The following is a 12,910-nucleotide window of genomic DNA, read 5'->3' on the forward strand; positions in this document are numbered from 1 at the left end:
TCACACCATCTCCCCACGCAATTCGCGCAATTCCTTGAACCCGATTCTCCGCAGCCGCCCGTGCGCCAGCAGGCTTTGCGCCAGATCTTTCAGCCGCACGTCGGCTCGGCCAAACAGGGTAAAATCGATCAGGCAGGGCGTGCCCTCATGCCAGCCGCGCAGGCCTTCGGGATCGGTAATCACCCGAAGCGCCCGGCCATCGCAGAGGCGACCGCGTGGCACCTGCCAGGCGTCCAATGTCTTTGCCGCCGCTTCACGGCTCGGCGCGATGATCAGGGTGATTTTCTGTTTTTCACGCATCGGCGGCCACCGATATGATGGTGGCGAAGGCAGCGCGACCGGCCTCTGTGGCAACCCACGTGCTTTGGCGCGGGCCTTTGCCGACGCGCAGGCATTTGATAAAGGCGTAGGCCTTCAGCGTATCGAGCAGCCAGCGCGCCGACCCGCTCGTAATGCCGGCTTGCCGCTCCAGGTCCGCATAGGTCATGGTCACCGGACCATCGGCAACACAAAACACGGAAAGCAGCTTGCGGGCCGGGTCCGACAGATCGCCGTCATCAGATCTCGCTGGCAAGTTCCGCTCTTTCTGATCCGCAAGAAAGACCTGGTGGTGCTGATTGCACAGAGCCTCGAGCATCTGGATCGGCTGGCCCGTCATCTCCTCCATGGACTGTTTCGAGAGCCCGCGCTCGCGCAGCATACGTGCCAGAAGGCTCTTGGTCGGATCGTCGAGGTCGGCGAAACTGGCAGGCGTGATGAAAGCCGGTGTCTTATGGCTGAACAAGGAAACGGATGTCATAACCACCTCGATTGTCTGGAGTGTGCGGAAGAAGAGGGAGGAGACGCCGCCCGGGCAGCGGGAGGCGCATGATCCTGCCTGTCGGCAAGGGGTGCGGGCTCGGCAGGCGGCGCGCACGCCTCAGCCCATCGCTTGTCGTGCCAGGCCTCGAGCGCGGCGACATGAACGGCATAGTCCATATCGAACTCCCGCCGCAGCCGCTCTTCGCGCCAGACCTGTTCGAACAAACCGGGCGAGCCGTACCAACGGTTGATCACCTTCGCCTTGGTGGGGATTGCCGCGATCTCTGCGACATCGCTGACGATCTTTGCCCATGCAGGCACAAGCTCGGGGTCGCAGCGGAATAGATCGATTGCCGCTTGTTGCGGATTATCGGTGCAGACGAAGAGGCCAGCCGGCTTCATTGCGCCGCCTCCATCAGGTCGAAAAGGCTGGGCATGGCCATTTCCCGCGCTGCCGCCTCGACATATTTGCAGCCGTCGAGGAAATAGGCGGGGTTAAGCTCGGTCGCGATGCCTTTGCGGCCAAGCTTGATCGCCCGATATGGCACCGTCATCAGCCCGCCAAACGGGTCGAACACGGTCTCGCCCGGCTCGGTATATTGGCCGATGGCCCGGTCGACGATGTCGAATTGCAGCGGGCAGAGATGCATTTCCTTTCCGGCCTGCGCCTGCAGCGTGTTCATCGACAGCATGCGGGCGACATCGGTCCAGACATCGTCATGCTTGGAATGCGGCGGCAACAGCATGAAGGTCGAGGGCAGCATGCCCCGCTCTTCCAGCACTTCGGCAATCTTCACGTGATGCTCGAAATCGTAGACAGATTCGAGGGAGTAGCGTTTCCAGAGCTTGAAGATCTGATGATGCTCCAGCCCGGCCAGATCCTCGATCGGCAACAGCCGGTCGCCAGAGCTCGGCATATAGCCATGGGCATCGAGCTGCCACCGCGCCCGGGAATAGCCGGTCTCGTTCGACCATTCCCCGGCTTCATTGCTCCATTGCCGCTTCTCTTTCTTCACCGGCCGGTCGGCATAACCGTTATCGGCCGAACTTGGCGGCTTGCGAAAAATCAGCAGATATTCCGGCATGCCGTTGCCCATGCGGCTGCCATCCTTGCATTGCTCGGACCAGCCGAGCCGATAGGTCTGGTTGTTTTCCCGCACCACATCGGTCGTGATCGTCTTGCGCGAGAGGAAGGCGAAGCCATGCTTCTGGAATGCCCTGATACAATCGTCGGAAAACGGATAGACGCTCTGGAACCCGAGGCCCGTCATGCCGCCGGGCACGATCCGGTCTTTCACATGGATGGCGGCGATCCGGCCCGGCGAAAGCACGCGCAACAGCTCGGGAATGAGAAAGTCCATCTGTTTCCAGAAGTGGTTATTGTCATCCGTGTGGCCGAAATCGCAGTAATTCGGGCTGTACTCGTATTGCGTCGAGAACGGGATAGAGGTCACGATCAGGTCGACGCTGTCAGCCGCCATGGCCTGCGTTTCCAGGACGCAGTCATTGTTGATCAGCCGGTAGCTGTCGCCAATCGCCTCTATCCGGTCGACGCCAAGCGAGCGTTGCAGCGTGGCGGCCATGGCGGCGGCCGACAGGCCGTATTCCTTGATGATCTGGGTCATGATTGCTCTTTGCTCTTCGTGCCGCCGCCATTTCGCTTCCAGCACATCGCGCACCGGCCGCTCGGCCTCGGTGAAAATGAGGTCGAGGCGCACGCGCCGCGTCTGCAGGAATCGGTAAATGCGGTGGACCGCCTGGATGAAATCGTTGAATTTGAAGCCGATCCCGAGGAAGATCGCCCAGCTGCAGAACGGCTGGAGATTGCAGCCCGAGCCCAGCATGGAGGGCTTGCCCGCCAGTTCGCGAATACGTCCCTCGGAAAAGCCGATGATCGAGGCTTCGCGCATTTCCAGATCCTGCGCGCCGTAGACGGTTACGGCATCCGGGATGACAGCCTCGATCGCCAGCCGCTCGGCTTCGAGATCGTGCCAGATCAGCCGATGCTCATCCGGCGCCAGCGCCCGCAGATCCATCAGCTTGGCAATGCGCGCCGGCAGGCTGTCGCGCTTTTCCCGCGCGGCGTCCGAGAGTGATGCCGAGGCGTTGCGCAGCAATCGCCCCTGCCCGTTCTTTTCCGCGCCGGCCTGTCCGTGATCGCTCGGCACCTCATGCCAATGCACATCCATAGGCGGCAGATCATACCCGTCATCGGAAAAACCGAGATCGCTCGGCCGCTCGATAAACAGGCCCCAGCTTGCCACCCACAGCCAGAATTCACGCTGCTTGTGCGGATGGATCGTCAAGCTGTCGGCTTTTTCGGAATTGCGTTTGAAGAACCTGGTCTTTGCCTGCCCCACATCCATGATTTCGAGGAAGGCGGAATAGGCCAGCAGCTCGATAAACTCGTTCGGGCTCGGCGTGGCGGTCGCCACGAACTTGAAGCGGATCCCGTCAAACAGCCGCATGAACTCGCGGAATGTCTTCGAGCCGCCAAAGCCTCGCAGACAGGACGCCTCGTCGAGGCTTGCGACATCGAACAGGCGCGGGTCGATCTTGCCATCGCGCACCGGCTCATAGTTGGTCACATGCAGGCCGGTCGCCTGCGCCTCGGCCATGGAGCGGATGAAGGTAAGCCCATAAGCCCGATCGGGCCGCAGCGCCCGCCAGGCCTTCAACTCCGAGCGCTGCACATCGGTGATCCGGGGATGCGCGCCGGTTTCCAGCATCAAAGCATCCTTGCGGAATTCCTGGCGCACGCCGAGTGGCGCCACGATCAGGCCGCGACCGCCAAAGCGCGACAGCACCAGCCGCAGCACTTCCAGCTGAATGATGGTCTTGCCCAGCCCGAAGGCCGCGAAGATGGCGCGCCGGCCGCCAGCGCAAGCCCAGATGACAACCGCTTTCTGATGCGGCAGCAAAAGCGGATTGACGTCCTCGACGGCAACAGCAAACCCGCCTTCCGCCGCCATCTGGATCTTATCCTTGACAAACTCGACGTAGTTCATGCCGCCCTCGCCCGGAAAACCAGCTTCTGATGCGCGGGGCACCACGATTGCAGATCGTCGACAGCAGCACCGCAGCAAGGCGACTTCGGCCCGGCGACGTCATCGAAGGGAACCAGCGGGAATTTGCATTGGCCCGAGGTCAGATCGGCAAAGGCCACCGGCTCGACATGCTCCAGCCGGAACGCATTAAGATTGCGTTTCGGTGCGAGACCGCCCGTCACCCGCCCATCAACGATGGTCTGCACGAACACCGGCAGTTTGGGCGCTGGCTTCGGTTCCGGTTTCGGTGCTGCCGGCTTTGGCGCACGGGGCTTTGCTGGCGCGATTGGCTTGGCAGTGACCGCCACCTTGACCTGGCCCGTCCCTTTCCGGGATGGCGGCTGAGTGCCAACGCCACGGGCTGGAAAGAGGTCACGGCGCCGACCAGCAATACCGAGAACGGAACTCCGCGACACACCGAGAGTGCTGCTGATTTCAGTCGCCGAATGCCCCTCTTTCCAAAGGTCAGCGGCCTTTTCCAGCTTCTCGCCGGTCCAGACGAATGCCACGCCGCTCATCGAAAGAACCTCCCGATCTCAGCGCAGCGGATGCAGTGCTTTTCGATAACCTCAGCTGTGGTGCGCACCGTGCCGCATTCCTTGCACTGACGCTTCTCGAGCGACGGGCTCGGCGCAAAGGCGGCAATATTGATTTCGCGGTCATGGCGACGGCGGGCGGCGTAGAGCTTTTCCTCGACAGGTGTCATACGCCTGCCCCCGCCTTGCTCATGATCTCACGGATCTTTTTGATCAGCTTCTCGCCTTCGCGGCCGATGTCACGAGCCTCGCCCGTCGAAATGTGCCCATCGTCCAGGGCCTCGACGACGACGGTTTTCAGCGCATTGGACACGCTGTCCATGCTCAAGAGGTCCATCAGGTTGAGCTTTGCGGCCGCAGCCGCAGGCTCATCCTTCACCAGCCGATAGCCCTGCAACCGGGCCAGCTGCTCGGTAATGACGGGAGAACCGGCTTCGAGATCAGCCTCAAGGACGATATCGAGCGGCATGAACTTTTCCGCATTGTCATCGGAGGTGCTGGCGTAGTTCGACAGCGGCGCCTTGCCGACACGAGTGATGTGCTGAAAACTCTCAGCGGTGCCCGCCATCTGGATGGCTCGGCGGGTTGCGCCCTTCAGGGCAGCAGCCTGTTCTCTGTTAATTGCGCGCACTTATCCCTCCTCGGAAATCAAGGATATTTTTTGCCGATTTGTTTTCGTGAACCGCCCCGCGCCAGCGGCTAGAACCGCAACAGAAACAGGGACTTAACTTTAGCTCTCACTCACATGCGAGGCCGATATGACCAACAGACAAGAAAATGCCGAGGAGATCGGGGGACAATCCCCTCGGCAGGTAGCGCCAGGCTCTTGCCAGACCCGGCGCGGGAGAAGCGATGTGGAGCCGCGCGGTTCATTCGACAGCCTCCAAACCGACCGCATGTTTCGCGAGCCAGGCAAAAGAAATCTCTTCGATTCCTTGCGCAGCGGAAGCATCAACAACGCGAGCCCAATGCTTAGGCGCGATACTTCCACGTCGCCGCATCTGACGAGCAGCCTCATAGCCGCAGCCAACCGCTGACGCGAAATCCGCGATTGTCGGCCATTGGTCAATAAGCTCGGAAATTGTCGAAACCGTCTTGCTCATACATGGACTGTACAAAATGTACGACACTTCCGCAACCCTATTTCGTACACCTTGGACGACAAAAATCGTTCATTGTGTACGCATGAATGAACCGAAAGACAGATTGCAGATCGCTAGAGCGAAATCAGGCTACAAATCGCCGACAGAAGCGGCGAGAGCGTTTCCGCGCCACATCAATGCGAACACCATGATAAGTCATGAAAATGGCAACCGGGCGATATCGCGCAAAGCCGCCGCAAAATATGCCGATCTGTTCGGTGTTGACGCCGGCTGGATCCTTTATGGCGAGAATGACGCAACAGAGTCTTCCGACATCGACGTGCCACTTCTCTCGCTGGTCAGCGCGGGCAATCTCCGCGACCAATCCATGATCACTGCCGACAACATAATCAGACACATAAAGGTTGGCGAGCTGCCCAGGGGCGATTGGGTTGCACTACAGGTAGAAGGCGATTCTATGGATCGCATTGCTCCAGAAGGAGCGATCATTCTTGTAGACCGAGCCGACGATCAACTCATTGATGGCAGGTTTTATATTTTTGCACTGGCGACAGGCGAGGCTACCTTTAAGAGATGGCGCAGATCGCCTGCCCGCCTTCAGCCATACTCAACAAACCCTGATCATATGTCAACGCCAGCAAGCCTTGATGACTTGTATGTCTTCGGCCGCGTGAAGCGGGTTATTCACGACATCTAATCCAAAAAACCAGACGTTATGTGTGCTCGAAATTGCCTTGGGCATTTTTCGTACGTTTTGTACTTGACCCTATATCGTACATAAAGTACGTTTCCCGTTATCCGCTGCACCACACAGCGGGTTGCCCCCGAAGCCCGCCGCCAAGCCCCTACAGATCCACCGGGCGGCGGGCAACCGGGCTTTCAACGGGGAACAGATCATGTCTTTCAAATCGCTGCAATCGGTGATGGTGCATTTTCGCGTCTCTTCACCGTTAATCTGCTTTGACTATCAGTCTGCGACCACCTTCATCGCCCGCCACCAGACCGCGTTCATGCTGCCCTGCGCTTTCGCCATTGGCTTCATGATCGCCTGCAGCGTGTGAGGCGGCCATGACCGAGCAAGAGCAAGACGCCCTGATCCGCAAGTGTCACCGTTTGGAAATGATCATCGTTCGGGCGTTCCGCGAACTTGATCCTTCCTCCGATGTCGATACGCACAGCGATATCGAAGTCCTCTCCAGCCTGCCCTTCACCATCCGCAATCAGTTGCGGCTGCTGACACTGCTGGAGGTCGTGCGATGATCCAGGACGCTTTCGCCGCGCTCTACGCTTCGCTGTATGTCATTCTGACCATTTGGGTGATTGCGCTTTGCCTCGGCCTCGTGGCTTCTCTCTGGAACCGCAATAGCCGGCTGCGCGAGGACAATTACGATCTGCGTATCCGCGTGATTACAGCAGAGGCGGCTCTGGCATTCGCCGAACAACTCCCATCCCTGCAAGCGAAGTCGGACTTTCTCTGGGAATATATGTTCGGCGGCAGCTATGTCGGCGCCATGCATCCCAGCTGGCCGAAGTTTCTTCATGCGCGCATCTCTGCAGCGCTGGACACGCGCTCATGACGCGCCTCGCCTCCGCTCCCGTTGCATCTTTCCGTGCCGATGGATCGACCCTCGACCTGGTTGCCCCGCATCCGGGTGAGGTCTGCGTCTACAAGATGGCAGCGGCCCTCTCGCGCATCAACCGGTTCAACGGCGTGCCGGAGGCCGGGGGCTATTCGGTGGCGCAGCACAGCGTGATGGGCACCGAGGCCCTGCTGAATGAGGGCGCCGACCCGCTGGTGGCGGTCCTGTTTCAGTTTCACGACGGGCATGAATATCTGCTCGGCGATTGGACCCGCCCGGCGCAGGACGCCATTGCCGCCGTGATCCGCCAGCAGACCGCAGAGATCGGCCCGGCCGTTGCGTTTCGCAATGCGATGGCCCGGCTCAAGGACGGCTGGGACACGGCAATCTACAGCGCCCTGCACCTGCCGCCGCCAAGCGCCTGGAAGGCGGGTCAGCGAAAGCTCGTCCACGCCATGGATACGATGATGCTCGGCGCCGAGGCGCGCGCGCTGTTTCTGCGCGGCCAGGAGCTTTACCCGGTCGACAAGTACCGCCAGCCCAAACTGAAGGGCGCCATTACTCCTTGGGGCCCGTCCAAGGCCGAAGAGGCCTTCATCAAGCTCGCCGCCCGCCTGATCGGCCAGGACCGCCTGGATACCTGCCGGCTCACCCACCTCGCCCACATCGCCACCCCGGCCAAGCGCCGGTGAATTGGAGGAAATTTTCATGTCCAGAATCTATCTCGCGTCGAGCTGGCGGAATGCATCGCAGCCGCTTGCCGTTCAAACTCTGCGGAATGCTGGTCATTTCGTCTACGATTTCAGAAACCCACCAAACGGCGTCAAAGGTTTTGCATGGTCGGAGATTGATCCTGACTGGCAGGCATGGGATGCGAAAAAATACCGCGACTTGCTAACGACCCATCCCACGGCAGCACTCGGATACCTCAATGACTTTAGGGGCATGGAGTGGGCAGATACCTGCATCCTCCTTTTGCCCTGCGGGCGTAGTGCCCATCTCGAAGCCGGTTGGTTCGCCGGTCGCGGCAAACGCCTGATCATCTGGACCCGCGACGGCGAAGAGCCGGAGCTGATGGCACTGATGGCGAACGCTATCTGCACATCCCTCGATGAAGTGCTTGACGCCCTGGAAGGCGGCGCATGATGGCTGTCTTTACCGCGAAAATGCTCAGGGATCTGGCTTATTTTTACGCGAATACTGAACGTTCACGGCTGGAAAGCGCCGGCCTCGTTCAGGCTGGTAAATCTGGCGATGTCCAATGGGAGCGCTTCAACCATAACTTCGATACCTTCATCTTGAAGCTTTCAGACGAAAAGCTGACCCAGCTCGCCTCTATGGCAACCAAATATGCGGGAACATCCTTTGAAGACAGCAAGGCCATCCGTGATGTGATCGCGGAACGGTTTCGACAGATCAATTATGAAGGGTGGACACCACACCACGATGACATCGAGCATGACGGCGGCGATCTCGCCGCTGCTGCTGCATCGTATGCCATTAATGCTGCAAATAACCTCTCTCCGCATGGACCGGGCGACAATGAATGCCCCGCATTTTGGTCATTCACGCCTGGATGGTGGAAACCAAAATCTCCCCGTGAAGATCTTGTTCGCGCTGGCGCGCTGATTTTGGCCGAGATCGACATGATCGACCGCGACGAAGCCAGAAAGGCAGGTGCATAATGGCCGGTTCCGTCAACAAGGTCATCCTCATCGGCTTTCTCGGCGCCGATCCAGAAATCCGGCGCACTCAGAGCGGCAACCCGATCGCGAATCTGCGCATCGCCACGTCGGAAAGCTGGCGCGACCAGTCCACCGGCGAACGCAAAGAGCGCACGGAATGGCACACCGTCGTGATTTTCACCGAGGGCCTGGCCAAGCTGGCCGAGCAGTACCTGAAGAAGGGATCGCAGGTCTACATCGAGGGCAAGCTGCAAACCCGCAAGTGGCAGGACCAGAACGGCAACGATCGCTACAGCACCGAGATCGTGCTGAACGGCTTCAACGCCACCCTGACCATGCTTGATCGCCAGCCCTCCAATCGTCCGCCAGCCGCCGGCAGCCCGGATGAATACCGCTCGACCAGCACCCGCACCGGGGCCGGTGCTGGCACGTCTTCGGGCGGCTTCCGCGATGAAATGTCGGACGACATTCCGTTTTAGCGACGGTCCAACCGTCTTTTTCAATCCGCACCACCAACCAACGAGGTGATTTATGGCAATTATTCGTGACCCCAGCGTTCTGATCGGCTCTCTGGAACAGGGCCAGCTCCACAAGGATCTCGCCGAGAAAATTCAGGAAACCATCACCAAGCTACAGGACCTGACAGGCGATAACGCCAAGGCGAAGGCCAAGGGCAGCGTTACCATCAAGCTCGATATCTGCGTGCAGGATGGCCGCATCGAATTCGACGCCGACGTGACGACTAAGACCCCGAAGCCACCGCGCCGGTCCACCGTGTACTTCCTCACCGAGGACGCCGAAATCAGCACGGTCCATCCCCGCCAACACGACATGTTCGGCGGCCCTAACGCAGTTCCCACGCGGGAAACCGCCTGATCCGCTCCGGTTTCCGCAGGACGTCACGTCACGCCTGCGGTTTCCCGAACGGACCAGCAAAGGAGCAGACCGTGGACACCCAGACTCTCATTCAACCTTCCAAACTTCCCGATAGCGGCGACGGTATTGATCGTATCGCAGAAATGGCAAAAGCCGCCAACGCCGTGACATTTCAGGTCGTCGAAACGGATGGCCTTGGCGATGGCTTGCCCGAAAAAATTCTTCTGGCCGTCGACACCAAGAATGGCAGGATCTCCGATCTGAAAAGCCAGATCGAGGCCTATCGTCAGGGTCCGAAACGCCGGACGGGCGAAGCCACGGTCACAACGCTGGACAGTTTTATTGACTTGGTCAACCGCCATGCATCGGAGGACGAAACGGTCGTCTTTGCCTCGACCACCTATCCGAACCTGAAGCTGACCGCCGTCATCAACTATCACAGCCTCGAAAACGTTCCGGGCCACAGCGATCACCGGATCGGCTACGCCTTTCCTATCACGCCGGAGATGGCGGCATGGCTGGCAAAGAACAACAAGCCCTTCACGCAAGGCGAATTTGCGGAATGGCTTGATGAGCATTGCGCCGAGCTATCGGAAGCCGACGACACCGAAAAAGACTTCTATGAAGGCCTGTTCAAGGAGCGCTTTGCCGAGCCGTCGCGGCTGATCGAACTGTCGCGCGATCTGGAAATTTCCGTCGGCGGCAAGGTCAAGCAGAACATCCGGCTGGCATCCGGAGAGCGCTCGCTGGTCTTCGAAGAAACCCACAGCGACAGCAACGGCCAGCCGATCAGCATTCCAGGCCTGTTTATGCTGTGTGTGCCCGCCTGGGTAGATGGCGATCCGGTGCGCATCCCGGCCCGCCTTCGGTATCGGGTGAAGGGAGGCGAGATCAGTTGGATGTATCAACTCTACCGCCCGGACATCGCTCTGCGCGATCAGGTCAAGAAAGACCTGGAAGCTGTCGCCGACCGGACAACGCTACCGGTCTTTGAAGGCAAGCCGGAAGTGACGGCCTGACGCCATGATCCCGCTCGCCAGCAACCCCGCCGTGACGGAACCGAAGACGACGCTGACGCAAGCGCAGCAGTCCGCCCTGCTGGCTATCCGCTTCTATCGCTTCAACAGCCGCGCGCGGGGCCGCTGGCGAGTGGGAAACGACACCGTCGCCACCGCCACCATCAAGGCCCTGATCGGCCACGGGCTGGTGATCGAGCGCGGCGGCCAGAACCCTTTGACCCTCACCAGGGCTGGCGAACTGGCCGCCGACAAGCTGAAAGGCTGAGAGATGGAAACCCTCCCAAAATTCGCCCTGTCGATTCGCCAACCATGGGCGTGGTGTATCGTCAATCTGGGCAAGGATATCGAGAACCGAGACTGGCCAACGCGGTTTCGCGGGCCGGTCTGCATCCACGCCTCAAAGGGCGTGACGCGCGACGAATATGAGGATTGCCTCGCAACCGTGCACGCCATCAGCCGCACTCGCCCTTTCCCGCAGGGCGGCGTCTTTCCAGAACGCGACGAATTGCAGCGCGGCGGCATCGTGGCCACGGCCGAGATCGTCAACTGCGTCGATAGCTCGTCAAGTCCATGGTTCTTTGGGCGCTATGGGTTCGTGCTGCGCAATGTCCAGCCGGTCAAATTCATTCCGGTCAAAGGCGCGCTCAGCTTTTTCGAATGGCGCAAGAACCTCGTCGAGGCGGGGCCATGAAGCCCGACCCGCCACTCTTCACCTGCCTGATTTGCGAGAAGGATGTCCCTCAGCCGCGACCCTACGAATACATGTCCAGGGGCCGGCCCACAGAACATACGCCCATCTGCAAATCATGCACGTCCCAATGGGGCAACAAGATTTCCGGCCCGGTTTTCAACCGGCGCAATTTTCAGGTTCTGCGGCAGCTCAAGGCGATGATCACTCTTTTGGAATGGGAAATCCAGAATGGACACTTCAGACATCGGTAGCGCCTTCGACGTTCCCGCCATCATCACCGGCCTGCGGCAAGACCTGACAGACCTCCGCACCGGCACGATCACCGCGCATGAAGCGAAAGTTCGCGCAGAGATCGCCAAACAGATCTTCAGCGGCCTGCGGCTGATGGTCCAGGCGCAGAAATACATGACCGGCAATGCCAAGCCTATCCAGCAAATCGAAGGGCAAGACCCATGATCACCGCCAGCAAATCCGCCCTCGCCGCAGCCTTGAAGGCCCGAAAGGGCATTGTCGAACGGCGCAACACCATCCCCATCCTGGCCAATGTCGGTTTCGAGCGCGGCCCGGCCGGGCTGCAGCTGCGCATGACGGATCTCGATATCGAAGGCACCATTGATTGCCCGGCCGATCTTGACATGGAGTTTCAGCCCTTCACCGTCCCGGCCGAGATGCTGGGTCAGATCGTCGACAAGCTGCCTGACGGGCAGATTAAGATCAAGCTCGACGCTGGCAAGACGCAGGCGCAGATCTCGGTCGGCCGGTCGCGGTTTGAGCTGCAGGTGCTGCCGATCGGCGATCTACCGACGATGGTGAGCTTTGCCGACGGCGCGGCCCCGACCAAATGCACCACCGGCGTCAAGGATCTGCTGGCCGCGATCGGCTCGGTTGCCTTCGCCATATCGACGGAAGAGACGCGCTATTACCTGAATGGCATCTACATCCACTCGGGCGCAGACGGCGCGCTGCTGGTGGCCACGGATGGCCACCGCCTGGCAAAGCGCTGGCTGCGCATTGATGGCGAAGCACCGCCCGGCGTCATCATGCCACGCAAGACGGTCGCGGCACTCATCCCGATTCTGAACGACCTGCCGAAGGATGCGCAGGTGACCATTGAGGCGAACGACAGCAAGATCGCCCTGACAATGCCCGGCATCAAGATCACCTCCAAACTGATCGATGGCACCTTCCCCAATTACCGCGCCGTCATTCCCGCTCCAGGCGCGCCCATGGCGGAATTCGAAGGCAAGATCCTGAAACCCGCCATTGAGCGGGTCACCACCATCGTGAGCGAACGCGGCCGGGCGGTGAAGTGCGCCTTCTCCGATGGCCAACTGATGCTGACCGTCAACAACCCGGATGCCGGCTCGGCCGAGGAAACCATTGCCGTCGAAGGCAATCTGCAAATCGAAGCCGGCTTCAACGGCAAATACGTGCTCGAGGCGCTGAAAATGCTGTCCGACGGCCCCTTGACGCTGGCGATGCAGGAAGCCGGCAGCCCCGCCATCCTGCGCACCGACGGCGACCATGAAGAGAACCTGATCGTGCTGATGCCGATGCGGGTGTGACTGGAGA

22 protein-coding genes are annotated in these 12,910 nt (G+C 60.0%); 14 read left to right on the top strand and 8 right to left on the bottom strand.

Annotation, left to right across the window (positions count from 1 at the left end; genetic code table 11):
* The 8 genes from BJF91_RS11400 to BJF91_RS11435 all read right to left on the bottom strand — a co-directional run bounded on the left by BJF91_RS11400 (position 1) and on the right by BJF91_RS11435 (position 5,487).
* Positions 1-300, bottom strand: a complete 300-nt coding sequence (locus BJF91_RS11400; protein ID WP_075614660.1) for a hypothetical protein — start codon at positions 298-300, stop codon at positions 1-3.
* A complete protein-coding gene (locus BJF91_RS11405) occupies positions 293-799 on the bottom strand; it encodes a hypothetical protein (protein WP_075614661.1) in 507 nt (168 codons plus the stop codon). The genes BJF91_RS11400 and BJF91_RS11405 overlap by 8 nt, the downstream gene beginning before the upstream one ends.
* Positions 796-1,203 carry a hypothetical protein gene (locus tag BJF91_RS11410; RefSeq protein ID WP_075614662.1) on the bottom strand — a complete coding sequence of 136 codons (408 nt, stop codon included), beginning with the start codon at positions 1,201-1,203 and terminating at the stop codon, positions 796-798. Before BJF91_RS11410 ends, BJF91_RS11405 begins: the two co-directional genes overlap by 4 nt.
* Positions 1,200-3,809, bottom strand: coding sequence for a DNA methyltransferase (locus BJF91_RS11415; RefSeq protein ID WP_075614663.1), 2,610 nt, complete (start codon positions 3,807-3,809; stop codon positions 1,200-1,202). Before BJF91_RS11415 ends, BJF91_RS11410 begins: the two co-directional genes overlap by 4 nt.
* A complete protein-coding gene (locus BJF91_RS11420) occupies positions 3,806-4,366 on the bottom strand; it encodes a GcrA family cell cycle regulator (RefSeq protein ID WP_075614664.1) in 561 nt (186 codons plus the stop codon). Before BJF91_RS11420 ends, BJF91_RS11415 begins: the two co-directional genes overlap by 4 nt.
* The gene (locus tag BJF91_RS11425; protein ID WP_075614665.1) at positions 4,363-4,554 is read right to left on the bottom strand and encodes a hypothetical protein; all 192 of its coding nucleotides are present in this window, start codon (positions 4,552-4,554) and stop codon (positions 4,363-4,365) included. Before BJF91_RS11425 ends, BJF91_RS11420 begins: the two co-directional genes overlap by 4 nt.
* Positions 4,551-5,015, bottom strand: a complete 465-nt coding sequence (locus BJF91_RS11430; protein ID WP_075614666.1) for a hypothetical protein — start codon at positions 5,013-5,015, stop codon at positions 4,551-4,553. The genes BJF91_RS11425 and BJF91_RS11430 overlap by 4 nt, the downstream gene beginning before the upstream one ends.
* Positions 5,016-5,253: 238 nt before the next feature.
* On the bottom strand, positions 5,254-5,487 hold the full coding sequence (locus BJF91_RS11435) for a hypothetical protein (RefSeq protein ID WP_075614667.1): 234 nt from the start codon (positions 5,485-5,487) through the stop codon (positions 5,254-5,256).
* A 16-nt stretch (positions 5,488-5,503) separates the two neighbouring features.
* On the opposite strand from BJF91_RS11435, the gene BJF91_RS11440 reads away from it, so the two are divergent.
* The 14 genes from BJF91_RS11440 to dnaN all read left to right on the top strand — a co-directional run bounded on the left by BJF91_RS11440 (position 5,504) and on the right by dnaN (position 12,903).
* Positions 5,504-6,184 (top strand): LexA family transcriptional regulator, encoded by a 681-nt coding sequence (locus BJF91_RS11440; RefSeq protein ID WP_083943278.1) that lies wholly within the window; start codon positions 5,504-5,506, stop codon positions 6,182-6,184.
* 199 nt (positions 6,185-6,383) lie between these two features.
* On the top strand, positions 6,384-6,548 hold the full coding sequence (locus BJF91_RS24995) for a hypothetical protein (RefSeq protein ID WP_162843861.1): 165 nt from the start codon (positions 6,384-6,386) through the stop codon (positions 6,546-6,548).
* A 7-nt stretch (positions 6,549-6,555) separates the two neighbouring features.
* Positions 6,556-6,747 (top strand): hypothetical protein, encoded by a 192-nt coding sequence (locus BJF91_RS11445; RefSeq protein ID WP_075614669.1) that lies wholly within the window; start codon positions 6,556-6,558, stop codon positions 6,745-6,747.
* On the top strand, positions 6,744-7,064 hold the full coding sequence (locus BJF91_RS11450) for a hypothetical protein (protein WP_075614670.1): 321 nt from the start codon (positions 6,744-6,746) through the stop codon (positions 7,062-7,064). The genes BJF91_RS11445 and BJF91_RS11450 overlap by 4 nt, the downstream gene beginning before the upstream one ends.
* Positions 7,061-7,759 (top strand): hypothetical protein, encoded by a 699-nt coding sequence (locus BJF91_RS11455; protein ID WP_075614671.1) that lies wholly within the window; start codon positions 7,061-7,063, stop codon positions 7,757-7,759. Before BJF91_RS11450 ends, BJF91_RS11455 begins: the two co-directional genes overlap by 4 nt.
* Before the next feature lie 16 nt (positions 7,760-7,775).
* Entirely contained in the window at positions 7,776-8,213 is a 438-nt protein-coding gene (locus BJF91_RS11460) for a hypothetical protein (RefSeq protein ID WP_075614672.1), read from the top strand.
* A complete protein-coding gene (locus tag BJF91_RS24565; protein WP_083943279.1) occupies positions 8,210-8,752 on the top strand; it encodes a hypothetical protein in 543 nt (180 codons plus the stop codon). The genes BJF91_RS11460 and BJF91_RS24565 overlap by 4 nt, the downstream gene beginning before the upstream one ends.
* Positions 8,752-9,231 carry a single-stranded DNA-binding protein gene (gene ssb / locus BJF91_RS11470; protein ID WP_075614673.1) on the top strand — a complete coding sequence of 160 codons (480 nt, stop codon included), beginning with the start codon at positions 8,752-8,754 and terminating at the stop codon, positions 9,229-9,231. Before BJF91_RS24565 ends, ssb begins: the two co-directional genes overlap by 1 nt.
* A gap of 52 nt (positions 9,232-9,283) precedes the next feature.
* Entirely contained in the window at positions 9,284-9,628 is a 345-nt protein-coding gene (locus tag BJF91_RS11475; RefSeq protein ID WP_075614674.1) for a hypothetical protein, read from the top strand.
* A gap of 71 nt (positions 9,629-9,699) precedes the next feature.
* Positions 9,700-10,647 (top strand): DUF2303 family protein, encoded by a 948-nt coding sequence (locus tag BJF91_RS11480; protein WP_075614675.1) that lies wholly within the window; start codon positions 9,700-9,702, stop codon positions 10,645-10,647.
* A 4-nt stretch (positions 10,648-10,651) separates the two neighbouring features.
* Positions 10,652-10,912, top strand: a complete 261-nt coding sequence (locus BJF91_RS11485) for a hypothetical protein (protein WP_075614676.1) — start codon at positions 10,652-10,654, stop codon at positions 10,910-10,912.
* Between the two features lie 3 nt (positions 10,913-10,915).
* Positions 10,916-11,338, top strand: a complete 423-nt coding sequence (locus BJF91_RS11490; RefSeq protein ID WP_075614677.1) for an ASCH domain-containing protein — start codon at positions 10,916-10,918, stop codon at positions 11,336-11,338.
* A gap of 228 nt (positions 11,339-11,566) precedes the next feature.
* A complete protein-coding gene (locus BJF91_RS11500; protein ID WP_075614679.1) occupies positions 11,567-11,794 on the top strand; it encodes a hypothetical protein in 228 nt (75 codons plus the stop codon).
* Positions 11,791-12,903: a DNA polymerase III subunit beta gene (dnaN, locus tag BJF91_RS11505; protein WP_075614680.1), complete on the top strand. Its 1,113-nt coding sequence runs from the start codon at positions 11,791-11,793 to the stop codon at positions 12,901-12,903. The genes BJF91_RS11500 and dnaN overlap by 4 nt, the downstream gene beginning before the upstream one ends.
* Positions 12,904-12,910: the final 7 nt, after the last annotated feature.

The organism is Gillisella taibaishanensis (assembly GCF_001938985.1).
Classification (GTDB): Bacteria; Pseudomonadota; Alphaproteobacteria; order Rhizobiales; family Rhizobiaceae; genus Allorhizobium; species Allorhizobium taibaishanense.

Excerpts from the sequence above, each read along its gene's own strand:
- BJF91_RS11415 (WP_075614663.1), bottom strand. The coding sequence starts at position 3,809 with ATGAACTACGTCGAGTTTGTCAAGGATAAGATCCAGATGGCGGCGGAA.
- BJF91_RS11455 (WP_075614671.1), top strand. The coding sequence starts at position 7,061 with ATGACGCGCCTCGCCTCCGCTCCCGTTGCATCTTTCCGTGCCGATGGA.
- BJF91_RS24995 (WP_162843861.1), top strand. The coding sequence starts at position 6,384 with ATGTCTTTCAAATCGCTGCAATCGGTGATGGTGCATTTTCGCGTCTCT.
- BJF91_RS11500 (WP_075614679.1), top strand. The coding sequence starts at position 11,567 with ATGGACACTTCAGACATCGGTAGCGCCTTCGACGTTCCCGCCATCATC.
- BJF91_RS11420 (WP_075614664.1), bottom strand. The coding sequence starts at position 4,366 with ATGAGCGGCGTGGCATTCGTCTGGACCGGCGAGAAGCTGGAAAAGGCC.
- BJF91_RS11475 (WP_075614674.1), top strand. The coding sequence starts at position 9,284 with ATGGCAATTATTCGTGACCCCAGCGTTCTGATCGGCTCTCTGGAACAG.
- BJF91_RS11460 (WP_075614672.1), top strand. The coding sequence starts at position 7,776 with ATGTCCAGAATCTATCTCGCGTCGAGCTGGCGGAATGCATCGCAGCCG.
- dnaN (WP_075614680.1), top strand. The coding sequence starts at position 11,791 with ATGATCACCGCCAGCAAATCCGCCCTCGCCGCAGCCTTGAAGGCCCGA.
- BJF91_RS11450 (WP_075614670.1), top strand. The coding sequence starts at position 6,744 with ATGATCCAGGACGCTTTCGCCGCGCTCTACGCTTCGCTGTATGTCATT.
- BJF91_RS11425 (WP_075614665.1), bottom strand. The coding sequence starts at position 4,554 with ATGACACCTGTCGAGGAAAAGCTCTACGCCGCCCGCCGTCGCCATGAC.
- ssb (WP_075614673.1), top strand. The coding sequence starts at position 8,752 with ATGGCCGGTTCCGTCAACAAGGTCATCCTCATCGGCTTTCTCGGCGCC.
- BJF91_RS11445 (WP_075614669.1), top strand. The coding sequence starts at position 6,556 with ATGACCGAGCAAGAGCAAGACGCCCTGATCCGCAAGTGTCACCGTTTG.
- BJF91_RS11490 (WP_075614677.1), top strand. The coding sequence starts at position 10,916 with ATGGAAACCCTCCCAAAATTCGCCCTGTCGATTCGCCAACCATGGGCG.
- BJF91_RS11405 (WP_075614661.1), bottom strand. The coding sequence starts at position 799 with ATGACATCCGTTTCCTTGTTCAGCCATAAGACACCGGCTTTCATCACG.
- BJF91_RS11410 (WP_075614662.1), bottom strand. The coding sequence starts at position 1,203 with ATGAAGCCGGCTGGCCTCTTCGTCTGCACCGATAATCCGCAACAAGCG.
- BJF91_RS24565 (WP_083943279.1), top strand. The coding sequence starts at position 8,210 with ATGATGGCTGTCTTTACCGCGAAAATGCTCAGGGATCTGGCTTATTTT.
- BJF91_RS11435 (WP_075614667.1), bottom strand. The coding sequence starts at position 5,487 with ATGAGCAAGACGGTTTCGACAATTTCCGAGCTTATTGACCAATGGCCG.
- BJF91_RS11400 (WP_075614660.1), bottom strand. The coding sequence starts at position 300 with ATGCGTGAAAAACAGAAAATCACCCTGATCATCGCGCCGAGCCGTGAA.
- BJF91_RS11485 (WP_075614676.1), top strand. The coding sequence starts at position 10,652 with ATGATCCCGCTCGCCAGCAACCCCGCCGTGACGGAACCGAAGACGACG.
- BJF91_RS11440 (WP_083943278.1), top strand. The coding sequence starts at position 5,504 with ATGTACGACACTTCCGCAACCCTATTTCGTACACCTTGGACGACAAAA.